Below are 22,547 nucleotides of genomic sequence, written 5' to 3'. Positions count from 1 at the left end.
TCAGGGCGTCAGTCGCGTACGGGCCGTCTCGCGGGCCCGCAGCAGCGTGATCGCGGAGACGAGCGCGATCACCATCAGGTAGAAGGCGGGCGAGAGGTCGTAGTCGGTCGCGCTGACCAGCCAGGTCGCGAAGTAGGGGGTCATGCCGCCGAAGAGCGCGGTCGCGATGTTGTACGCGACGGCCATCGCGCCGTACCGCACCCGCGTGGGGAAGAGTTCGGCGAGCGCGGCGGAGCTGGCGCCGTCGAAGGCGGCCATGAAGACGCCGAGCAGGATCATCGCGAGGCACGCGAGCACCGCGTGCCCCTGGGACATGAGCCAGAAGGCGGGCCAGGAGAGCAGCACGAAGCCGAGGCAGCCGCCGATCATCAGCGGCCTGCGCCCGTACCGGTCGGAGAGCGAGCCCATGAACGGCACCAGCACGGCGACGACGAACAGCCCCGCGGTGGTGATGGCGAAGGCGGGCACGCGGTCGAAGTCGAGCGTGGTCTGCAGATAGCCCGGCATGAACGTCTGCAGCGCCCAGTGCCCGACGGCCTTGATCAGCATGAAGCCGATGCAGAAGAGCATGGCCGTACGGGCCGTGGCCAGGCTCTCCTTGAGCGGTGAACCGGCGGTGTGGCCGGACTCCTTGAGCCTGCGGAACTCCGGGGAGTCCTCCAGCCGCGTACGCAGATAGACCCCGGCGATGCCCAGCGGCGCGGCGAGCAGGAACGGGACGCGCCAGCCCCAGTCGTCCATCGAGGACTCGGAGAGCGCGGCGGTCAGCAGCAGCACGAGGCCCGAGCCCGCGACGAACGCGGCGAAGCCGGTGGCGTCGATCCACGAGGTGACCCGGCCCCTGCGGTCGTCGGGCGCGTACTCGGCGAGCAGCGTCGTGGCGCCCGCCGACTCGCCCCCGGCCGCGAAGCCCTGCACCAGCCGGGCGAGGACGAGCAGGACGGGCGCGAGGACGCCGACCGAGGCGTGGGTGGGCAGCAGGCCCATGGCGAGGGTGGCCGCCGAGGTGGTCAGCACGACGAGGGCGAGGGTGCGCTGGCGGCCGATGCGGTCGCCGAGCGAGCCGAAGAACAGCCCGCCGAGGGGCCGCATCACGAACCCGGCGCCGAACACGGCGAACGTCGAGAGCAGTTCGGCCTGCTCGTTCCCGGAGGGGAAGAAGTTGTGGGCGAGGATCACGGCGAGCGTGCCGTAGATCCCGAAGTCGAACCACTCCACGAAGTGGCCCAGCCCGGCCGCGACCAGCACCCGGCGCAGCGTGCGCGGCGGCACCCCTCCCCCGTCCTGCGCCTCGGGTGCCTCATCGGCTCTTCTGTCGTGCGTGTCCTGCACCGCGGCCTCCGCCCGTTCCCGGTCCCAGATTCTCGTCCGATCTGCCGCGAGAAGCTACAGCAGATTCCATAGACTGCATAGTGATTGCACAATCTGAAAGTGATGTACGTTTTCGATGGACATCAGTCACTCGACAGCACCGTTTGTGCGAAGGAGCCCGAGCCATGCGCGAGGAACAGGCCCGTCACGACATCGCCGTCATCGGCGGAGGACTCGCGGGGACGTGCGCGGCCATCGCCGCCGCGCGGCTCGGCCGCCGGGTGGCGCTGGTCCACAACAGGCCGGTGCTGGGCGGCAACTCCAGCAGCGAGGTCCGGGTGTGGGTGTGCGGCGCCACCGCACACGGCGTGCACAGGTACGCCCGCGAGACCGGCATCATGGGCGAGCTGTACACGGAGAACCAGTTCCGCAACCCCGAGGGCAATCCGTACTACTGGGACCAGGTCGTCCTCGACGCCGTCCTCGCCGAGCCGCTCATCGACCTCTACCTCAACACCGATGTGCGCGAGGCCGAGGCGACCGGTCCCGAGGACGCGCGCGTGCTGCACGCCGTCACCGGCTGGACGCTGGGCTCGGAGCGCCGGATCACCTTCCGGGCCGAGCAGTTCCTCGACTGCACGGGCGACGGGCTGATCGGCCACCTCGCCGGGGCCCGCCACCGCATAGGGCGCGAGGCCCGCGCCGAATACGACGAGCCGTGGGCCCCCGAGGAGGCCGACGGGGCGCTGCTCGGCTCGACGATCCTCTTCTACACCAAGGACGCGGGCCGCCCCGTGAAGTTCGTCCCGCCCTCGTACGCGCGCGAACTGTCCACCACCCCCATCCTCCGCAACCGCGTGCTGCGCACCGGCGACAACGGCTGCGACTACTGGTGGATCGAGTGGGGCGGCGAGCTGGACACCGTCCACGACAACGAGCGCATACGCGACGAGCTGCACGCCGCGATCATGGGCATCTGGGACCACATCAAGAACTCCGGCGAGTTCGACGCGGACCGCCTCACCCTGGAGTGGGTCGGCAGCCTCCCCGGCAAGCGCGAGTACCGCCGCTTCCTCGGCGACCATGTCCTCACCCAGCGGGACGTCCTGGAGCAGCGGCAGTTCCCCGACGCGGTCGCCTTCGGCGGCTGGTCGGTGGACCTGCACCCGGTCGAGGGGATGTACGCGAACGAGCCGGGCGCGCGCCAGCGGTACGCCGACGGGATCTTCCATATCCCCCTGCGCTGCCTCTACTCGGCCAACGTCGCCAATCTCTTCTTCGCCGGGCGCGACATCTCCGCCACCCATGTCGCCTTCGGCGCCACCCGCGTCATGGCCACCTGCGCGACGCTCGGCGAGGCCGCGGGCACGGCGGCCGCCCTGTGCGTCGCGGAGGACCTGACCCCGCGCGAACTGGCCACGGAGCGAAGGGACCTCCTCCGCCACGCCCTCGTCCGCCAGGACGCCTCCGTGATCGGCCTCCCCCACACCGACCCGGACGACCTCGCCCGTACGGCCCGGGTGACCGCGTCCTCCACGACGGAGGTGCTCGCGGCCGAGCCCGACGGGACCGAGGAGGAGTACCCCCTCACCCGCGACGTCGGCCTGCTCCTCCCCGCCGACCCCCGCCTCGACAGCGTCGCGTTCCTCGCCTCGACGGACCTGCCCGACGGGACGGAGCTGACCGTCGAGCTGTGGGACACGGGCCTGCCGGAGAACGGCGTACCCGTCCACCGCCTGGCCACCACCACGGCACAGGTCAAGGCGGGCCCGGCCGAGTGGGCGACGGCGCACTTCGGCCACGTCCCGGCGTCCCTCCCGGCCCAGGCCGTCGTGCTCGTCCGCGCGCACCCGCACGTCTCGCTGCGCCTCGTACGGCAGCGCGTGGACGGCGTCCTGTCGCTGCGCCGCAAGGCACGGGGGGACGCGGCCGTCGACCACGACATCCCGGAGGAGGAGGGCCAGCGGGTCGTCGAGTGGTCGGCGCGCGAACTGCGCCGCACCTCCTTCTGCTTCCGCGCGGCCCCCGAGACCCGCGCGCTCGCGCCGGAGAAGGCCGTCGGCGGCTACCAGCGCCCGTACGGCGGCCCCCAGATGTGGTCCTCGGCCCGCGTCGCCGACCCGTCACGCATGGACGAGTGGCTGCTCCTGGAGTGGGACGGGCCCCGGGCGCCGCGCGAGGTGCATCTCGTCCTCGACGACGACGTGGACGAGTACCTCAACAACCTCCACCGGCACCGCACCCCGTTCGAGATCATGCCGGAGCTGGCCGCGTCGTACGTCCTGGAGGGCCGCGACGCCTCGGGGCGCTGGCACGAGCTGGCCCGCGTCGAGGACAACCGGCGCCGGCACCGCGTGCACGAACTGGCCGGGGACACCGATCTGTGCGCCCTCCGCGTCCGCGTGACGGCCACGCACGGCGCCGACCGCGCCCACGTCGTGGCGGTACGGGCCTACGCCTGAGCCGGAGCGGGCGGCCAGTCGGCGGGGTGGAGGGCGGCCAGCAGGCGGCCGTCCGCGAGGGCGACCGCCACGTCCGCGCCGCGCGCCGCCCCCTCCGCGAAGGCCGCGGGGGCGGCGCCGTCCAGCAGGAACACGAAGTGCTGGGCGACGCGCGGCCGCCACGCGTCGGGCTCGCCGTCGGCGTCGAGGCGGAGGTTGGAGTGCCAGGCCGCCTGGACGAGGGCCGAGACGAGCGGCCCCAGGAAGTCGGCCTCGCACAGGCCGTCCGCGTGGTCGATCAGGATCGCGAGGTCCTGCCTGCCGTGGCCGGGACCGTGCCAGTCCTGGAGGCAGTCGACCAGGGCGTCCCAGTTGTGGCCGAAGTACCCGGCGAAGGACAGCTCCCGGGCGAACGTACGGAAGACGGAAGCGGCGTCCCGCAGCTCACGGCCGTCGACCCGCAGGACCAGTCCGCCCCGCCGTACGAGGGCGGCCGTCTCCGACGTCAGCCAGGGGTCGCCGGAGGCGGTGAAGACGACCCAGGGAGCGCGGCGTTCCGTCAGGGTGGGCCCGGCGGGCTTCGGCGGCATGGGGCGATTTTTACAGGGCCCCGGCTATCAGCGATGTGCCGATGGCCGCCATCGTCACGGCGATCACGGCGTCGAGGGCGCGCCAGGAGGCGGGGCGGGCGAAGAAGCCGGTCAGGAGACGGGCCCCGTACCCCAGCGCGGCGAACCAGACGACGCTGCCGAGGACGGCGCCCGCGCCGAAGGTCCAGCGCTCGTCGCCGTGCCCGTTGGCGACGGAGCCGAGCAGCAGCACGGTGTCGAGGTAGACGTGCGGGTTGAGCCAGGTCAGCGCCGCGCAGGTGAGCAGCGCGGCGCGGCGCGAGGAGGCCGTGCCGTCCCCGGCGGTCATCGCCTCGGGGCGCAGCGCGCGCCGCGCGGCCAGCACGGCGTAGGTGAGGAGGAAGGCACCGCCCGCCAGCCCGACGAGGGTCAGCATCGGCGGCCACGCCTCGACCACGGCGCCCACGCCCGCGACGCCCGCCGTGATGAGCGCGGCGTCCGAGAGCGCGCAGAGGACGACGACCCCGAGGACGGCCTCGCGGCGGATGCCCTGACGGAGCACGAACGCGTTCTGCGAGCCGATGGCGACGATGAGCGAGAGGCCGGTGCCGAATCCCGTGGCACCCGCGGCCAGTGTGGTTCCCATGCCGGTGACGTTAGGTAACCACCCGGGGCTAAGTACAGGTAAAGATTCTCAGGTACCTTAAGCGATCGTGAAGATGTCGGTTTCGGAGCTGCCGCTCGACCAGGTGCGGACGCTGCTCGCGGTGGTGGACGAGGGCACGTTCGACGCCGCGGCCGCCGCGCTCCATGTGACGCCCCCGGCCGTGAGCCAGCGCGTGAAGGCGCTGGAGCGCAGGACGGGCCGGGTGCTGCTCACCCGGACCAAGCCGGTGCGGCCCACGGAGTCGGGCCAGGCGGTCGTACGGTTCGCGCGGCAGGTCGCGCAGCTCGAACGGGACACGCGGGCCTCGCTCGGCATGAGCGGCGAGGGCGAGTCCTTCCTGCTGCCCGTCGCGGTCAACGCGGACTCGCTGGCGACCTGGTTCCTGCCCGCGCTCTCCCGGGTGCCGGAGACCGAGGGGATCTGCTTCGAGCTGCACCGCGAGGACGAGTTCCACACCCTGGAACTGCTGCGCGAGGGCGTGGTGATGGCCGCCGTGACCTCCTCGTCGGTCGCGGTCGCGGGCTGCACGGTGCGGCGGCTCGGCACGATGCGGTACCTGCCGGTCGCCGCGCCGGAATTCGCCGCACGCCACCTGGGCGGCTGGCCGGAGGCGCCGCTGCGGGACGTCCTGCCGGACGCGCCGGCGATGTTCTTCGACCGCCGGGAGACCTTCCAGGACGACTTCGTACGCGAACTGACGGGCGGACGGCGCGGCGCCGGTCCCCGGCGGCACTACGTTCCTACGTCCGACGGCTTCGTCGACGCGATCACGGCGGGCCTCGGCTGGGGCATGGTCCCGGACGAACAGGCCCTGCCGAGGCTCCGCACCGGTGCGCTGATCCGTCTGGACCCGGAGCGTGTCACGCGCGTGGCCTTGTTCTGGCAGCAGTGGCGTCTCGACTCTCCCGCGCTCGCCGCCGCGGCCGAGGCGGTCGCCTCCGCGGCGGCGCAGAGCCTCGGGCCTTGAGCCGTTTCCGCTCGCTGCCCGGAGAAGGGCCGCCACTCCCTGTGCGGCGGGCGCCGGGTCGCTGGGCAGGGGCTGCCCCTTGCCGCGCACGCCAGTCCACGGGTGCGCCCGGGCCGGTCGCGCAGTTCCCCGCGCCCCTGACGGGGCACCCGGCGCGGCAGAGCTGATCTTGGGGGCGCGGGGAACTGCGCGGCCGGCGACGACGCGCCCGCGGACTGCGACGCACGGGGAGGGGCAGCCCCTGCCCAGCACCACGGCCCGGCGGTCAGCGCGCGCCCAGCGCCTGGCTCACCGCGTCCGCCGCCTCGATGACCTCACGGATCAGCACGTCGCGGCCCTCCTCCTCCCCGAGGACCGACGCGGGGCCCCAGAGGGAGATCGCGGCGACGATCTCGTCGGCCCCGTCGCGGACGGGCGCGGCGAAGGAGGCGCGGCCGAGCGCGCGCTCGTTCGCCTCGACGGCGTAGCCCGTACGCCGCACCTCCTCCACCGCCGCGTCCAGCGCCTCATGGGTGACGGCCGTGAACTCCGTGTGCGCGGCGAGGGGTTCGCCCAGCAGTGCGCGGCGCTCGTCCGGGGTCATCCCGGAGAGCAGGCACTTGCCGATGCCGGTCGCGTGCAGCGGAGCCGTATGGCCCGACTGGGTCTGGGACTTGGGCGCGCGGGGCCCCTCGAAGTTGCAGAGGAACATCAGCGCGTCCCCGCGCCGTACGGCCGCGTTGGCGCCCAGGCCCGTCCGCGCGGCGAGGCCCTGGAGGACCATGCGCGCGGCGCGGTGCACGGGGTGTCGGTTGGCGGCGACGGCGGCCAGCGGGAGGGTGCCGAGGCCGAGCCGGTAGAGGTTGCTGACGGGGTCGCGTTCGACCAGGTCGACCGCTTCCAGCGTGGCCAGGAGGCGGGAGGTCGTGGAGGGCCCGAGGCCGACCATGGACGCCACGTCGGAGACGCGCAGCTCGGGCCGCCCCTCCCCCAGCGCGCGCAGCACCGCCGCCGCGCGCTCCACGCTCTGGTTGTTCCCCTGCTCAGCGGGCATGCCGCCCCTCCTCTGCACGCGCATTGCACAACGTGCACGACCCTACCCGTTCACCGCCGTCACCCGCCCAGCAGCGCGCTCCTGAGCAGTCCGACGACCTCCTCGGTGCGCTCGTGGACGAAGAAGTGGTCCCCGGGGATCGGCCGGAACGTGAAGCCGCCCCCGGCCCGCTCCTTCCAGCCCCGCATCGCGGCGGGCGGCACGCCGCTGTCGGCGAGCCCGGGAAGGACCGTCAGCGGGGCGGCCAGCATCCGGCCGGGCGGCGCCTCGTACGTCTCCGCGACCGCGAAGTCCGCGCGGAGCGTGGCCGCCGCCAGCTCGACGGCGGCGGGATCGTCGAACATCTCGACGCTCACCTGCCCGAAGAGCCCGAGCATCGTCATGAACGCGGCGTGCGGCAGATCGTGCAGCTCCAGCTCGCCGCCGGGGTCGTCCGGCGGGCGCTGGGCCGCGACGAACACCTGCTCGGGCGCCCGGCCCGCCGCCTCCAGGCCGCACGCGGCCTCGAAGGCGACGGTGCCGCCCATGCTGTGCCCGAACAGCGCGAACCGTTCGGGGAGCTGCTCCTGGAGGACGGGCAGCAGGCCGTCCATGAGCGCGCCCATGTCCGTGTACGGCGGGGTCGTCCCGCGCCCCTCGCGGCCCGGCAACTGCACGGGCACGACGTCGATCTCGGGGCCGAGCAGCCGCTGCCAGGAGCGGTAGGCGGAGGCGCCCTGTCCGGCGCAGGGGAAGCAGTAGAGCGTCAGCTCCCCCGCGCCGGAGGGCGGGAACGGGGTCCACGGGTTCATGCGCCGATGATCCCAGCGATGGCGCGGACCGTGGGGTTCTCGATGAGTGTCGCGATGGGCAGGTCCGTCTCGAACTCCTTGCGTACGCGCGCCGCGAGCTGCACGCCCACGAGCGAGTTGCCGCCGAGCGCGAAGAAGTCGTCGTCCACGCCGACGTCCTCGATGCCCAGCGCGTCGGCCCACAGCCGCGTCAGCCGCTCGTGCGTGCTGCCGCCGCTGCCGCCGCCGGACGCGCCCGCCGGGGCGCCTTCCTCAGGGGCGGGGCGTGCTCCGGCGGATCCGGCGGAGGCGCGTTCCGGACGGGCGGCGGTGTCCTCGCCGTCCGCGCCGCCCTCGATGACGTCCTGCGTGAGCCGCTCCACCGTGCGCAGCCGGGCCTCGATGCCCTCCGGGACGACCACGACCTGCGGGCCGACCCGGTCGCTGAGGATGTGCCAGAGCGCCTGGACGCCCTCCTCGGGCCGGATCGCGAACTCGCCGCCGAGCGTGGGGGCGGGGGCCGGAGTCTCCGGTTCCACAGCCTCCACAGCCTCCACGGCCTCCGCAGCCTCCGCGGTCTCCGGCTCCTGCGCGCGTGCCGCGACGTTCTCGCGGAACTCGGCCGGGTTCCAGGCCCGCACCGTGTAGCCGCTGACGTCCACGACCTCCTTGCCCGCGTCGTCGGTCAGGGTGATGTCGAACGTCACCAGGTTCTGGTGCGCCCCGCGCCGCCGCGAGTAGACGTGCAGGGTCGGCGGCAGCGGCGACCGTACGGTGATGGCGCTGACGGAGAACGGCAGATAGCTCTCGCCCGCCGCGCCGAGGTCCGGCAGATAGACGGCGTTCGAGGTCGCCGCGTCGAACAGCGCGGGGTGGAGCGGATAGTCGGCGATCTCGTCCACGTACGGCTCGGGCATCTCGACGCGGGCCAGGGTCGAGGAATCGTCGCGGCGGATCTCGGCCATGTTCGTCCAGCGCGGCCCGAAGTCGATGAGCCCGACCTCCGGTTCGTACGACTCGGTGTCCGGCTTGACGACCGGGAAGCACTCGCGGAGCACCTCCAGGCCCTGGACCGGCGGCGTCGCGGCGGGGGCCGTGCGGACGAGGCACGTGGCGTGCTCGGTCCACTCCTCGCCGCCGGACGGGGCCGCGAAGGGCGCGCTGGCGATGGTGACCTGGTAGCCGTCCCGTTCGGGGACGAGGGTCGTGCGCAGCGTGCGCGGCTCGTCGAGCGTGAGCATGGAGAGGAACGTGACGTCGGTGAGGCGCAGCGGGCCGTCGGTGCCGAGCGCGTCGGCGCCCGCGGCGCGCGCCGTCTCGACGTACGCCGTGGCGGGCCAGACGGCGGTCCCGGCGACCCGGTGCTCGCGGACCACCCAGTGGGAGTCGGCGTCCATGGCGACGCGGTACGTGAGCGCGCCGTCCTCGCCCTCCGTGCGGTCACCCAGGAGGGGATGCGTGCCGGGGGCGGGGGCCGGGACGGGCTCGCGTACGGACGTGGGCGCGGCCTGCGTGGCCAGGGAGCCCACTCCGGCGGAGGCCCCCGTCTGCAGCGCGCGGAACGCGGCGGGCGCGAGCGCGTCGGCCTTGGCCGCCATGCCCAGCTCGGCCCAGGCGTCCCAGTTGACGGAGACCGTGAGGCCGGGGCCCTCGGCGTGCCGGGCGTGGGCGTAGGCGTCGAGGAAGGCGTTGGCGGACGCGTAGTCGGTCTGGCCCAGGTTCCCGGCGACGGAGGTGATGGAGGAGAAGAGCACCATCAGCTCGGCCCGGTCTCCCAGCAGCCTGTCGAGGACGAGCGTGCCCGCGATCTTCGCGGACATCACGCGCTCGGCCTCGGCCCGCGTCTTGAGGGCCAGCAGTCCGCCGCCGGGGACACCGGCCGTGTGGAACACGCCGTGGACGCGGCCGAACTCCGCCTCGGCACGCTCGACGACGGCGCGCATCGCGTCCTCGTCGGCGGCGTCGGCGCGGCAGACCAGCACCTCTGCGCCGTACCCCTCGATGCGCCGCAGCCAGCGCAGCGTGTCGCGCACGCCCTCGGCCGTGCCGTCGGCCCCGTCCGCCTCCAGGACGCGGTCCCAGTCGGCGCGGGGCGGGAAGGCGGAGCGGGCGGTGAGCACGAGCCGGGCGCGCACGGCCCGGGCGAGGCTCTCGGCGACGGTCAGGCCCAGGCCGCCGAGCCCGCCGGTGACCAGGTACGTGCCGCGCTCGCGCAGCGGGCCCGCCGCGCCCGTCGCGCGCGGCGCGGGGACCTGCCGGTAGCCGAGGGTCCAGCGCTTGCGGCCGCGCCGCGCGACGAAGCGGTCGCGTACGCCGGGCCGGAGCGTACGGCGCAGCTCGTCCAGGAGGCCCGCGCCGAAGCGGCGTTCGCCCAGGTCGAGGCAGCGGACCGGGAACTCGGGCAGTTCCTTGGCCATGACGTCGCAGATCCCGGTCACGGCGGCGCGCGCGGGCTCGACCGGCTCGTCGCCGGAGACGGAGCGGGTACGGGAGCCGACGACGTCCCAGCGGACGCGGGACGCGAGGGACGAGCCGCGCTCGGAGAGCGCCTGGGCGAGGAAGAGGACGCTGAAGAAGCCGAGGTCCAGCCAGCGGTTCGTCTCGGCGCCCTTGACGTCACCGGCCGTACGGTCGCCCGCCGCCGGGGCCGCGGCCGTCTCGGCCTCGGTGGGCGGGCCGAACAGCCAGCCGTGCAGGACGCGTTCGGGAAGCTGCCCGTCGGCTTCGAGGCAGGCGACGAGCTGGTCGTAGTCCTCGCGGTCGCCGGGGCGGAGCTGGTAGCGGCTTCCGGTGAGCCGTTCGAACCGCTCCCCCGGCTCCACGGTCACGACCTCGGCCCCGGCCTCGCGCAGCCGGTTGACGGTGCCGTCGAGGGCCTCGCCCCTGCGCAGGAGCAGCCAGCGCGCGGCGAGCGTGCCCTCTCCGGTGGCGTCGGCCCCCGTGGCGTCGGCCCCGGAAGCGGGCTCCTCGCGCCACTCGGGCTCGAAGAGGGCGCGGTCGATGGTGCGGCGGCCCTCCTCGACGACCGGCTCGGGCGTGTCGCGCGTCGCCCCGGCGTCCGTCTCGGGCGTGGCGACGGGGTCGAGCCAGTGCTCCTTGCGCGCGAAGGGGTAGGCGGGCAACGGGACGCGGCGCCACGGCCGTTCGTCGTAGGCGCTCCAGTCGAGTGGCGCGCCCGCGCTCCAGAGCGCGGCGGCGGCGCGGGCGAGGCACAGCTCGCCGTCCTCGGTGCCCTGCGGCATCGGCATGGTGGGCACGACGACGCGGTCCCGGCTGCCGGTGGCCACGGCCTGGGCGCGGGCGAGCCCGGAGAGCACCTGGCCGGGGCCGGACTCGACGAGCAGGCGCCCGGTGTTCTCCAGCAGCAGCCCGACGCTCTGTGCGAAGCGGACGGGCGCGCGCAGGTGGCCGACCCAGTACGCGGGGTCGGTGGCCTGCTCGTCGGTGATCCACTCGCCGGTGACGTTGGAGACGAACGGCAGCTCGGGGGCGTGCAGTTCGACCCCGGACAGCTCGGCGGCGAAGGCGTCGAGCGCGGGCTCCATCATGGCCGAGTGGAAGGCGTGCGAGGTGTGCAGCCGCTGCCCGTTCACGCCGCGCTCGGCGAGCGCGGCGCGTGCCGCGTCGATCACGTCGTCCGGCCCCGAGACCACGGTCAGCCGCTCGCCGTTGTAGGCGGCGATGTCGATCCCGGCCAGCCCCTCGACCTCCTCGGCCGGTACGGGCACGGCCATCATGCTGCCGCCGGGCAGCTCCTGGACGAGCGCACCCCGGCGGGCCACCAGCCGCAGCGCGTCCGGCAGCGAGAACACGCCGGCGAGGGTGGCCGCCACGTACTCGCCGACGCTGTGGCCCGCCATCGCGTCCGGCTTCAGGCCCCAGCTCATGAGCTGGCGGGCCATGGCGTACTCGACGGTGAACAGCGCGGGCTGGGCCAGCCGCGTCTGGGTGAGCCGCGCGGCGGCGCCGTCCTCGTCGGCGCCGGCGTCCGCGTCGGCGAACATGACCTCGCGCAGGTCGAGTCGGAGGTACGGCTCGGCCAGCTCGGCGCAGCGGTCGACGGCGGCGCGGAAGACGGGCTCACGGGCGTAGAGGGCGCGGCCCATGCCGAGGTGCTGGGAGCCCTGGCCGGGGAAGAGGAAACCGAGGGAGCGCTCACCCTTGCCCACGGGCTTGCCGGGCGTCACGGCGCGCAGGACCTCCGCCGCCTCCACCGGCGTATCGCCCTCGTTCAGCACGGCGACGGCGCGGTGGTCGAGCGCCGGGCGGCCGTGGCGGAGGGTCGCGGCGACGTCGCGCGTGTCCAGCTCGGGGTGCGTCTCCAGATACCCGGCGAGCCGCTCGGCGACGGCGCCGAGCGCCTCGGGCGTACGGGCGGAGAGGGGCAGGAGGGCGGGGCGCGGGTGGGCGGGGGCGCCGCTCGCGGGGGCCTCGGCCGCGACGGGCTCGGCCGCGGCGGGCTCGGCCGCGACGGGCTCGGCCGCGGGGATCTCGGCCACGGGGGTCTCGGTCGGCCCGGTGGACGGGGCGTTCTTGCCCTTCCCCTTCTTCCCCTTCTTGGTCTTCCCGTTGAGGCTCACCGTGCCGTGGCCGTCCGGCGTCGGCGTGTCGCGCTGCGGGGTCTCCTCCGGGCGCGCCGGGACCGGCGGGGCCTCGGCGACGACGACGTGCGCGTTCGTGCCGCCGACACCGAAGGAGCTGACCGCGGCGATGCGGGCCTCCTGGTGCTCGGGCCAGGGCGAGAGCGCGGTGTTGACGTAGAAGGGGCTGTCGGCGAAGTCGATCGCGGGGTTCGGGTCCGCGTAGTTGATGCTGGGCGGGATCAGGCCCGTCCGGAGGGCGAGCGCGGTCTTGATGAGGCCGATGACCCCGGCGGCCGGGCCCAGGTGGCCGACGTTGCCCTTGACCGAGCCGATCGGCGTGGTGCCGGTGCCGGTCGCGCCGAGGTCGCGGTACGCGCGGGTGAGCGCGTTGACCTCGATCGGGTCGCCGACGCGGGTGCCGGTGCCGTGGGCCTCGACGTAGCCGACGTGGTCGGGGTCGATGCCGAACGCGGTCATGGTCTGCCGGATGAGGAGGGCCTGGCCCTCGACGCTGGGCGCGGTGAACCCGGCCTTGAGCCTGCCGTCGTTGTTGACGGCGGAGGCGCGGATGACGCCGTGCACGTGGTCGCCGTCGGCGACGGCGTCGGCCCAGCGCTTGAGGACGACGGTGCCGACGCCCGTTCCGAAGATCGTGCCGTCGGCGGCGGCGTCGAAGGGGCGCACACGGCCCGTCACGGAGAACATGCCGCCCTCGGCCGAGTGGTAGCCCGTCTTCCGGGGCAGCTCGACCTGCACGCCGCCCGCGACGGCCGCGTCGCACTCGCCCGCGCGCAGGGCCTGGCAGGCCATGTGGACCGCGACGAGAGAGGTCGAGCAGGCCGTCACGACGTTCACGCTCGGCCCCGTCAGGCCGAGTTGGTGGGAGACGGAGGTGGTGATGTAGTCCGTCGCGTTGCCGACGATGACGCCGACCTCGCCGAGGATCGCGGCGGCGTCGGGATGGTGGTTGACGTTCCACTCGCGGTAGAAGTTCGGCGCGCCGCCGCCGTAGACGCCGACGGCACCGGGGGTGCGGAAGGGGTCGTAGCCCGCGTGCTCCAGCGCGGTGTACGCGCACTCCAGGAAGAGCCGGTGCTGCGGATCTCTGACCTGAGCCTCACGGGGCGTCAGACCGAAGAAGGCGGCGTCGAACGCGGCCACGTCGTCGAGGACGGGCTTGGCCTTGATGTAGTGCGGGTTCCGGAGGTCGGCCTCGGAGATTCCGGCCTCGCGCAGCTCCTCGTCGGTGAAGCGGGTGACCGATTCCACCCCCTCCGTGAGGCGGGCCCAGAACTCCTCCAGGTCCCCGCCCCCCGGCACCTTCAGGGACATGCCAATGATGGCGATGTCTCTGGAGATGTCCCCGGAAGGGTCACCGGTACCGGAATCGCCGACAGAATTCCTCTTGTTCATGATGTGCACCCCGTAGCCCCGTTACCTATGTTCGTGCATCCTGTATGCCTCTCCTGACGCACGTCAATGCGTACAGTTCGACAATGACGTACGGTCGCCTCCTGATCACCAGGTGATCGTCCAAGTGGCCCAACGGGGGCCAAAGACCCTGGCGGGGAGGAGAGTTCCGGTGCCTGAACTGCGGTCCTACCGTCCCGGAGAGCTGTGCTGGGCGGACCTCTTCACCCCGGACGCGCCCGCTTCCGAGCGGTTTTACGCCACGCTCTTCGGCTGGGAGTACGTGCACGCCGGAGCCGCCTTCGATCACTACACGTACGCGGCGGCGAAGGGCCATATGGTGGCCGGAATCGCGCCCTCGGAGGACCCGGAGGCGAGCTGGATCGTGGCCTTCTCGACCACCAGTGCGGACGACACTGCCGAACAGGTTTCGACAGCGGGCGGCGAGCTGGAGGACGGTCCGCGCGACTTCGGCGTCCAGGGCCGCAGCCTGTTCGCGGTCGACGCGGCGGGCGCCCACGTCGGCTTCTGGCAGCCCCGCGCGCACGTGGGTGCCGGGCTCGCCGGCGAGCCCGGCTCGCTGTGCTGGGCCGAGCTGGCCGTGCGCGACACGCCGGTCGCCGACCGGTTCTACGCCGACGTCCTCGGCCTCACCCCGGGCACCCTCGCCGCCGCGGGAGACGCCGGGTACGCGGCATACCACCTGGAAGGACGCGACGGGCCCGTGGCCGGGCGCACGGTGCTGGGCCCGGAACAGCGGGACGTCGAGCCCTTCTGGATGCCGTACTTCGGCGTGTCCGACGCGCGGTGGACGGAGGAGACGGCGACGGCCGGGGGCGCGTCGGTCGTCTGGTCCGGCACGAACGCGGAGGGGCGCGGCGTGGCGGTGCTCGCCGACCCCTGGGGGGCGACGTTCGCCGTGCTCGAAGTCCCTCCGGTCTCCGCCCGATGACGGAGCGATGACGGCGCGGGGACGAAGAACGCACGAACCACGGCCGAAGCGCGCTCAGTGCTTCCCGGCGGTGTCTCCCACGAAGTAGGGTGCGCGGTCATTCGCCACCGCCATGCCATTGGCGCATGCCACGGGCACGCGGAGCCGCAACGCTGTGGAGGCAGAGGTAACCGATGAATCTTAGTCAGGGAGAGATCTTCCTGTGGGAGTTGCTCGGCACGGCCGTCCTGGTCATGCTGGGCACCGGCGTCGTCGCCAACAACGTCCTGCGCAAGACGAACGGCAACGGCGGAGGGGTGCTGTTCGTCAATATCGGCTGGGCGTTCGCGGTGTTCACCGGGGCCAGCCTCGCCGCCCCGACGGGCGCGCACCTGAACCCGGCCATCACCATCGCCGCGGCCGTCGCGGACAAGACCGAGTGGTCGGACGTCCCGATGTACCTGCTCGCCCAACTGCTGGGCGGCATCATCGGCGCCGTGCTCTGCTGGGCGGTCTACAAGCTGCAGTTCGACGACCATGACGAACCGGGCGGCACACTGGGCGTCTTCGCGACGATCCCGCAGATCCCCAACAAGCTCTGGAACACCGTCACAGAGACCCTCGCGACCTTCATCCTCGTCGCCTGGGTGCTCTTCTCGCCCGTCCTCAAGACCGGGGACAAGGGCCAGGTCCTCGACCTCGGCAACGCCGCGCTGGGCTACGCGGGCGTGGCGTTCGTCGTCCTCGTGATCGGCACCTCGCTCGGCGGGCCCACGGGCTACGCGATCAACCCGGTCCGCGACCTCGGTCCCCGTATCGCGTACGCGTTCATCCTCCCCATCCGGGGCAAGGGTTCCCCGCAGTGGGGCTACGCGTGGGTGCCCGTCGTCGGCCCGATCCTCGGCGGCCTGCTGGCCGCGCTGCTCTACAACGTGTATCCGGACGTCTAAAAAGGAGCTGACGCACGCGTGGCACGGGAGCCCGACCGCCCCCTTCTCGACGTACGTCCCCGGCTGAGAGCCGACGCGCTCTTCGCCGCGACGGAGGAGGGGGTGCTCCTCCAGCACCCGGACGGGCAGTTCGTGCTCAGGGGGCGCACGGCGTACCAGTGGATGTGCCGTCTGGCCCCCCACCTCACCGGGGACCACACCGTCCGCGACCTGTGCGCGGGCCTCCCCGAGCCCCGGCAGGCGACCCTGACCGCGATGCTCCGGACCCTGCTGGAGCGGGGTGTCGTACGGGACGCGGGGCCGCCCGGGGACGAGGAGACGCTGCTCGACACGCCGGTACGGACCCGGTTCGCCCGACAGCTCGCATACGTTGAGCACTTCGCGAGCGGCGCCGGGGACACGCCCGGGCCGTACCGGCGGTTCCGGCGGTTCCGCGACACGCGGGTGCTCGTCGTCGGCGGCGGCGAGGCGGCGCTCACGGCAGCCCTGGGGCTGCTGCGGAACGGGCTCCGCGCGGTGATGCTCGCGGCGCCGTGGTGGACGGACGTACCGCCCGCGCTCGCGGAGGAGACCGCCGAGCTGTCGGCGGCGGGCTGCGACGCCGAGGTCGGCGTGTCGTCCTCGTGGGACGACGGATGCGACGACGGAACGTACGAAGTCGTGCTCGCGTGCGGCGCCGACGCGAGGACGATGGAACGCCTCAACTCCCTTGCCCTGAACGGCGGTCCGGCGCTGCTGCCGCTGACGCCGGTGCACGGCGCGGCGGTCCTCGGGCCCCTGGTGCGGCCCGGCCGGCCGGGCTGCCGGCGGTGCGCGCTGCTGCGGCTCGCCGCGAACCTCGACGCCGAGGGCGGCGCGGCGCTCTTCCGGTCCACGCTCCTCGCGGGGGCGGGCGCCCCCGGCGGGGCGGGCGGAACGCGGGGCTCGCTGCCTCCGGGGCTGGAGCGGATGCTGGGGACGGCGCTCGCGTTCGACGTGTTCCGCTGGCGTACGGGCGCGCTCGCCGCCGAGACCGAGGGCGCGGTGCTCGTCCAGGACACGCACACCTGGGCCACCGCGCACGAGCCCCTGCTGCCCCACCCCTCCTGCGGCGCCTGCGCGACCGTGGACGGTGCGGATGAGGTACCGCAGCGGTCCGCGGGGGCAAGTGCTCTGTTCGGACGGCGTGTCGGGGTGTTCGCCGGATACGCCGACGACGCGCTGACGCAGTCGCCCCTGCGCGTGGGGCGGGTCGAGACGGGGCCACCCGGAAGCCGTTCACCGGCGCGCCGCGCGCTCACCGCCTTCGACCTCGATACGGCGGAGGCCGCACGGGAACGCGCCCGCGCGGCAGCGGCCCTCGTCTACGTCGCGCGCGTCCACGAGGACGGGCTGCCGCCCTTCGCGGCGCGGCACGCGGGCACGGCGGACGTGGCGCCCGAGGAGCTGGCGACGTGGAGCGGGCTTCCCTCCGCAGACGGCGCGGGCACGAGCGCGGAGCCGTTGTCGGCCGTGCTGGAGGCGACCGCGCCGGGGTCGGGGCTCGTCAGGACCGTTCCGGCCGGTGCCGTGCACCCGGACGGCGCGCTCGGCCGGGAACGGCGGTTCGAGTCCGGCGGCGCGGGCGCCGGGGCGGGCGTGTCGGAGGACGAGGCCGTCGAGGCCGGGCTGCTCTCCGCGCTCGCGCACCGGGGGCTGGTCGCCGCCCTGCGCGGCGAGTCCCCCGCCGCGCCCCTCCCCTCTCCCCCGCGCACCGGAGAAGGGCCGCTGCCGTTCCTGAGGCGCGCGGCGGACGGGCTCGGCCACGAGGTGACCCTGCTCGACCTGCCGGGCGCGGCACCCGGACACGCCGTCGCCGCGCTGGCGACGGGAGCGGGCGGCGCGGACGCGGCGTGGGCGCTGGGGCACGGACGGGACCGTGGGACCGCGACCGCGCACGCACTGCGCGACCTGGTCGGCGCGCTCCAGCTCGGGGACGACACGCCGGACACCGGCGATCCGTTGGTCCACGGCCTCGGCGCCGAAGCGCTGCGCGCCGCGTCCGAGGGCGGTCCCGCACCGGAGCGTCAAGGCACCGGCTCCGTGGAGGAGTTGGCGGACCTGCTCGCGTCCTCGGGGTGGGAGGCGCTGGTGGTGCCGACCACGCCGCCCGACCTGCGCGCCTGCGGCATGACGACCGTACGTGTCCTGCTGCGCCGCGTCCCCGGGGCCGACGCCCGGTGAGGGCCGAGGACGTCGAGCGTGTCGCGCGCCATCTGCGCGGGTTCCTCGACACGCGGTGGCCGACGGCACGGGCGTACGTCCGGCGCCTCGGCTTCGAGAACGCGTACGCGGACAGGGACGGGGACGGGGATCGGGCCCCGGACAGCGGGGGCGGTGCCGTGCGTGTCGTCCCCGTCCATCTGCACGGGGTACACGCGCTCGTCGGACCGGTGGCGGACACGGGAGCGGAAACGGGTTCGGGGACGGGAGGAGCGGGGCCGCAGCGGGGGCCCGGCGTGTCTCGGCCGTGCTGGAACTGTGTCGCGACCCGCTGGCAGGCACTGCGCCCCGCCGTCGAGCGGGACGTGCTGGAGCTGGGCCCGCCGGACCGTACGCATGCGACGGGCGCGAGCCCGTACCTCACCGGCTTCGCGCTCGACGCGCTGGCCGAACTGGCGCTTCGCGCGCTCCGCGAGCACGGCGCCGACGGAACCGACGGCGGCGGGGCGACGGGCCCGCTCGCGGAGGTGCACCGGCTGCGCCTCGACACCCTGCGCGTGGAGGCGGTGCCGCTGCTCGCCGACTCGGCGTGTCCCGTCTGCGGGGGAGGCGGGTCCGACACGCCCGAAGGCGGCGTTCTGCCGCTCAGGGCCCGCCCCAAGCCCGCCGGTGACTGCGACGCGCTGCGGCTCTCCTCCGCCGGCGCCGCCCTGCCGCCCCGCGCACGGGCCGCGCTCGCGAACCCCGTGTGCGGGGCACTCGGCGACGGGACCCGCGCCGACCGCGAGGCGGCGACCACCGCGCCGGTCACCGGGCGGACGGCGGTGCGCGGGACGCCGGGCCTCTTCGACGTGCACTGGAGCGGCCACGCCGACACATACGAGGGCAGTGCCGCGCTCGCCCTCGCCGAAGGGCTGGAGCGGCAGGCCGGACTGCGGCCCGGCGGCGGCCTCGCCGGGCGTGTCGTCTCGTCCCGGCGCGCGCTCCCGTACCGGTCGGTGGACCCCCGGGTGTGCGGGCTGCCCGGCGCGGCGTTCCACCGCGACGCCGGGCCGCGTGTCGTCCCCTACGACGACGATCTCGTCCTTCCCTGGGTGCGGGGCCACTCGCTGCGCGACGAGCAGCCGGTGCTGGTGCCCGAGCAGATGGTCCAGTACGGCCCGGTGTCCGAGGGCCCCGTCTTCGTCGCGGGCACCTCCAACGGCTGTGCGAGCGGCTCCAGCGCGGAGGAGGCCGCGCTGCACGGGCTGCTGGAGGTCGTGGAGCGGGACGCGTTCCTCGCCGCCTGGCTCGGCAGGGCCGCGCTGCCCGAGATCGCCCTGGAGAGCTGCCGTTCCCCCGCGCTGCACCGGCTCGCCGCGCGGGTCGGGCGCGGCGGCCACCGGCTGCGGCTCTTCGACAACCGGATCGATCTGCCGCTCCCCGTCGTCACCGCCGTCGCGACACGCCGGGATCCCGAGGGACTGGGCGCGCTCTGTCTCTCCTCGGCCGCGCACCTCGACCCGGAACGCGCCGCGGAGTCGGCGGTGCGGGAGGTCGCCAGCGCGCTGTCCGGCTTCGCCGCGCGTACGGAACGCTCCCTGGACCGGCTGCGGCTCCTGGCGGCCGACTTCGGGCGTGTCGCCGAACTCGCCGACCACGCCGCGCTCTACGGGCTGCCGGAGATGGCACGGCACGCCGGTTTCCTGCTCGGGCCCGACCGGGCGCGCCCCGTCGACGAGCTGTACCGCGGCTGGTCGGCGCGCCGCCCCCGCAACGCCGACCTCTCCGACGACCTGCGCCACTGCCGTGACCTGCTGACGGCGCGCGGCTTCGACACGGTGGTGGTCGACCAGACCGGCCCCGAGCAGGCGGCGCTCGGGCTGCGGACGGTGCGGGTGCTGGTGCCGGGGCTGCTCCCGATCGACTTCGGCGCGGCGCGGCAGCGCGCGGCCCTCATGCCGAGGGCCCGCACGGCGCTCCGGCGCGCCGGGCTGCGCGACAGCGATCTCGCGCCCGCCGAACTCAACCCCGCGCCGCACCCGTTCATGTGACCGCCCCCTCGACGAGGAGACCGACGCGCCGATGACCGGACACGTCCACGCCTATCTGGACGCCGTGCTGCGGCGGGCCTCGGTGCCGATGGAGGGCGAGGTGTTCCGCCCCGACTGGGCCGACGGCCCGCGCAGCCACAAGGTGTACGAGGAGGCGGACGGCGGAGGAGTTCCGGCGTTCCCCCTGCCCGTGCCGAGGGGCGGCGCGCCGGCACCGTCGTCGTCCTCTCCGCTCGTCGCGCTGTCCGGGATGCTGCACGACTCGTACGCCTGGCGGTCGCGCCGCCTCCGGATCACCGCCGACCCCGGCCAGGGCGGGCGCGAGCGCTATGAGGGCGCCGTCTGGTCGCGGGGCAGCGCGGCGGGCGGCGGTCTGTACCCGTGCGAGATCTACTACGTCTCCGGCGCGCGGAGCGGCGGCGGCCGGGACGGGCTGCTGCCGGGCGTCTACCACTACGACCAGCCCGCGCACGCGCTGCGGCGGCTGATCACGGGGGACGCGTCCGCGCGCGTGTCGCGTGCGCTCGGCTTCGACACGCGGGGCGGTGACGGGCCGGACCAGTCCCTTCTGGTCACGGTCCGCTTCTGGCAGAACGCCTTCAAGTACGCGGAGTTCAGCTACCACTGCGTGACGATGGACCTCGGCTGTCTCCTCGGCACCTGGCAGACGTGGGCGGCGGAGCACGGCGTGCCGCTCTCCCCCGCCGCCCTCTGGTTCGACGAACCGGACCTGAACCGGCTCCTGGCCCTCGACCCGTCCGACGAGAGCGTCCTCGCGGTCGTCCCGCTCCCGTGGCCCTCGCCGAACGGCCGCGAGCCGACCCCGGAGCCACGACCGGGGGCGGTGCCGGAGATGAGCGGTGGACCGGGGCCCGGGCCGGAGGCCGGCACGCCGGTGGTCGAACGTTCGCGCACGGTCCGGTACTTCCCCCGGGCCCAGCGCGCGCACCTCGCCGCGGTCGAGGCCCCGCCGCACCGGCCGGTCCTCGCCCCGCGGCTCTCCCCCGCGCCACCGGCGGGCGCTCCCTCAGGCGGCGCCCTCCCGCTCCCCCCGCCCGCGCCGCCCCGCCACGACGTGTCCGCGTCCCTCGCGACACGCCGGAGCAGCTTCGGTCTCTTCTCCTCCGAAACGCCGCTGGCGGCACCGGAGTTGGCCGCGCTGCTGACGGCGGCCACGACGACCCCGCACCTGCGCACAGACGTACGCCCCGGCACCGGCCCCGACCCCGGCACGCCGCCGCTGACCGACGTCGTGGTCTTCGTCAACCACGTCACGGACGTCCCGCCCGGCGTATACGCGTACGAGCCCGGGGCACACGCCCTGACGCCGCTGCCGGGCCCCGGCCCGCACCCGTTCCTCCAGGACGTCTACACGCTCAACAACTACAACCTCGAACAGGCAGCCGCCGTCCTCGTCGCACGCGCCCGCCCCCACGCGGTCCTCGACGCGGCGGGGCCCCGCGGCTACCGCCTCCTCAACGCCGAGGTCGGCGCCCTCGCCCAGTCCGTCTACCTGGCCGCCGCCGCCCGCGGCCTCGCCTGCGGCGCCGCGCTGGGCTTCGACTACGAGGCGATGGCCGCCCGCCTCGGCAAGGGCCCCGAGGACGACACCTGGCCCCTCCTGCTCCTCCTCACCGGCCACGACCGCCCCACCGGCCCGGACTTCGACACCCGCCTCACCTGAGACCCGGAGCCGGAACCGCAGCAGGCGCCCTATCTGCCCGCTCCCCCGTCGGGCACCGAATGCGAACCGGCGGGCTTCGTCGGCTGCTTGTCGGGGGTCTCGGAGGAGGAGGCTCCTCCACCCGTCAGGGCCCAGAGCAGGATGAGGAATCCCCGCAGCAGCCCAGGGAGCGAGCCTCCCCCCGCCGTAACGACCGCACGATCGTTGATCCGGCGCTCGTGCGCACGCACGTAGCGGCCGTTGCGGTAGTGCCCCCGCACGTGCGTCGTGCGTCCTGTCGGGGGTTCGGGGCCCGTGGTCGCGTGCGGTGTCGAGGGGGCCCGTCGCTCGGCGCGGCGTTAGTGCGGACGGACATCGCTGCCGTCCGGCGCCCTTCACGCGCCTCGGGCGCCGCTCACGCTCCGGGCGGCGGGGACAGGACGTCCCGTCGGGTCAGGAGGTCACCGAAGAAGGATTCGGGGGTGGCGGTGAGGGCCGTGGCGCGTTCCTGTTCGGTGAGGGGGACGACGTGGAGGACGCGGACCGGGTCCTCGGTCGTCTCGAAGAAGGAGGGCTGGTCCTGGGTCCAGGGGCCCGCGAGGAACGCGCGGGGGCAGCCGGGGAACGTCGGCGTGTCGTCCTGGAAGGAGACCACCTCGCCCCAGCCGAGGGGGCGGCCGTTCGTCCAGGGGTACGCCGCGAGGTTCGCGAGCCGCATGGCGAGGGCGCCCTCGGCGCGCTGGTCGAGGGCGCCACGCCGGTGGAGGCGGAGTTCGGCGCGCCCGCCGGGGCGGCCGTCGGCCGGGGGCATCTCGTGGGCCGACATGCCGATGGTCGTGAAGACGGTGGCGCCCGAGGGACCGGGGGCGCGGTGGATCATCACGTCGATCCGGTCGAGCGGCGCGGGGCCGTTGTCGAAGGTGACGCCGGTGTCCTCCTCTCCCAGTTCGCCGCGCAGGGAGTGGAAGACGTCACGGAGGATCACGGGGGCTGGCATGCGGGGGACCCTACCCCGCAAGATCGGGAGGGCCCGTGGCG

At 74.5% G+C, this 22,547-nt stretch carries 14 protein-coding genes; 7 read left to right on the top strand and 7 right to left on the bottom strand.

What is annotated here, in order from left to right; all coding sequences use genetic code 11:
- The gene (locus ABD343_RS31230; protein ID WP_344533005.1) at window positions 1-1,332 is read right to left on the bottom strand and encodes an MFS transporter; all 1,332 of its coding nucleotides are present in this window, start codon (window positions 1,330-1,332) and stop codon (window positions 1-3) included.
- Here ABD343_RS31230 and ABD343_RS31225 point away from each other — a divergent pair.
- Window positions 1,296-3,773, top strand: a complete 2,478-nt coding sequence (locus tag ABD343_RS31225; RefSeq protein ID WP_344533003.1) for an FAD-dependent oxidoreductase — start codon at window positions 1,296-1,298, stop codon at window positions 3,771-3,773. The two genes, ABD343_RS31230 and ABD343_RS31225, sit on opposite strands and share 37 nt — an antisense overlap.
- On the opposite strand, the gene ABD343_RS31220 is transcribed toward ABD343_RS31225, so the two are convergent.
- Complete coding sequence (locus tag ABD343_RS31220; protein WP_344533002.1) at window positions 3,764-4,342, bottom strand: barstar family protein; 579 nt, start codon at window positions 4,340-4,342, stop codon at window positions 3,764-3,766. The two genes, ABD343_RS31225 and ABD343_RS31220, sit on opposite strands and share 10 nt — an antisense overlap.
- Window positions 4,343-4,352: 10 nt before the next feature.
- Window positions 4,353-4,967: a LysE/ArgO family amino acid transporter gene (locus ABD343_RS31215; RefSeq protein WP_344533001.1), complete on the bottom strand. Its 615-nt coding sequence runs from the start codon at window positions 4,965-4,967 to the stop codon at window positions 4,353-4,355.
- Window positions 4,968-5,040: 73 nt separating this feature from the next.
- On the opposite strand from ABD343_RS31215, the gene ABD343_RS31210 reads away from it, so the two are divergent.
- Window positions 5,041-5,955, top strand: coding sequence for a LysR family transcriptional regulator ArgP (locus ABD343_RS31210; protein WP_344533117.1), 915 nt, complete (start codon window positions 5,041-5,043; stop codon window positions 5,953-5,955).
- Between the two features lie 265 nt (window positions 5,956-6,220).
- Here the strand turns inward: ABD343_RS31210 and ABD343_RS31205 are convergent, their stop codons facing one another.
- From ABD343_RS31205 to ABD343_RS31195, 3 genes are read right to left on the bottom strand one after another with little or no spacing between them, the layout of a single operon-like run.
- Entirely contained in the window at window positions 6,221-6,988 is a 768-nt protein-coding gene (locus ABD343_RS31205) for an IclR family transcriptional regulator (protein WP_344533000.1), read from the bottom strand.
- A 59-nt stretch (window positions 6,989-7,047) separates the two neighbouring features.
- Window positions 7,048-7,779, bottom strand: a complete 732-nt coding sequence (locus ABD343_RS31200; RefSeq protein ID WP_344532999.1) for a thioesterase II family protein — start codon at window positions 7,777-7,779, stop codon at window positions 7,048-7,050.
- Window positions 7,776-13,754 (bottom strand): SDR family NAD(P)-dependent oxidoreductase, encoded by a 5,979-nt coding sequence (locus ABD343_RS31195; protein ID WP_344532998.1) that lies wholly within the window; start codon window positions 13,752-13,754, stop codon window positions 7,776-7,778. Before ABD343_RS31195 ends, ABD343_RS31200 begins: the two co-directional genes overlap by 4 nt.
- A gap of 169 nt (window positions 13,755-13,923) precedes the next feature.
- Here ABD343_RS31195 and ABD343_RS31190 point away from each other — a divergent pair, with 169 nt between their 5' ends.
- The 5 genes from ABD343_RS31190 to ABD343_RS31170 all read left to right on the top strand — a co-directional run bounded on the left by ABD343_RS31190 (window position 13,924) and on the right by ABD343_RS31170 (window position 21,530).
- Window positions 13,924-14,703 carry a VOC family protein gene (locus tag ABD343_RS31190; RefSeq protein WP_344532997.1) on the top strand — a complete coding sequence of 260 codons (780 nt, stop codon included), beginning with the start codon at window positions 13,924-13,926 and terminating at the stop codon, window positions 14,701-14,703.
- A 173-nt stretch (window positions 14,704-14,876) separates the two neighbouring features.
- On the top strand, window positions 14,877-15,632 hold the full coding sequence (locus ABD343_RS31185; RefSeq protein ID WP_344532996.1) for an MIP/aquaporin family protein: 756 nt from the start codon (window positions 14,877-14,879) through the stop codon (window positions 15,630-15,632).
- A gap of 18 nt (window positions 15,633-15,650) precedes the next feature.
- Window positions 15,651-17,834 carry a TOMM precursor leader peptide-binding protein gene (locus ABD343_RS31180; RefSeq protein ID WP_344532995.1) on the top strand — a complete coding sequence of 728 codons (2,184 nt, stop codon included), beginning with the start codon at window positions 15,651-15,653 and terminating at the stop codon, window positions 17,832-17,834.
- Window positions 17,831-19,846: a TOMM precursor leader peptide-binding protein gene (locus ABD343_RS31175; protein WP_344532994.1), complete on the top strand. Its 2,016-nt coding sequence runs from the start codon at window positions 17,831-17,833 to the stop codon at window positions 19,844-19,846. Before ABD343_RS31180 ends, ABD343_RS31175 begins: the two co-directional genes overlap by 4 nt.
- A 31-nt stretch (window positions 19,847-19,877) precedes the next feature.
- The gene (locus ABD343_RS31170) at window positions 19,878-21,530 is read left to right on the top strand and encodes a nitroreductase family protein (protein ID WP_344532993.1); all 1,653 of its coding nucleotides are present in this window, start codon (window positions 19,878-19,880) and stop codon (window positions 21,528-21,530) included.
- A gap of 394 nt (window positions 21,531-21,924) precedes the next feature.
- Here the strand turns inward: ABD343_RS31170 and ABD343_RS31165 are convergent, their stop codons facing one another.
- Window positions 21,925-22,506 carry a suppressor of fused domain protein gene (locus ABD343_RS31165; protein ID WP_344532992.1) on the bottom strand — a complete coding sequence of 194 codons (582 nt, stop codon included), beginning with the start codon at window positions 22,504-22,506 and terminating at the stop codon, window positions 21,925-21,927.
- Window positions 22,507-22,547: the final 41 nt, after the last annotated feature.

It is taken from the genome of Streptomyces albiaxialis (genome assembly GCF_039530985.1).
GTDB classification, from domain to species: domain Bacteria; phylum Actinomycetota; class Actinomycetes; order Streptomycetales; family Streptomycetaceae; genus Streptomyces; species Streptomyces albiaxialis.
Note: the sequence above shows the minus strand (reverse complement) of the source record. Positions and strands in the feature narration are given on the sequence as shown.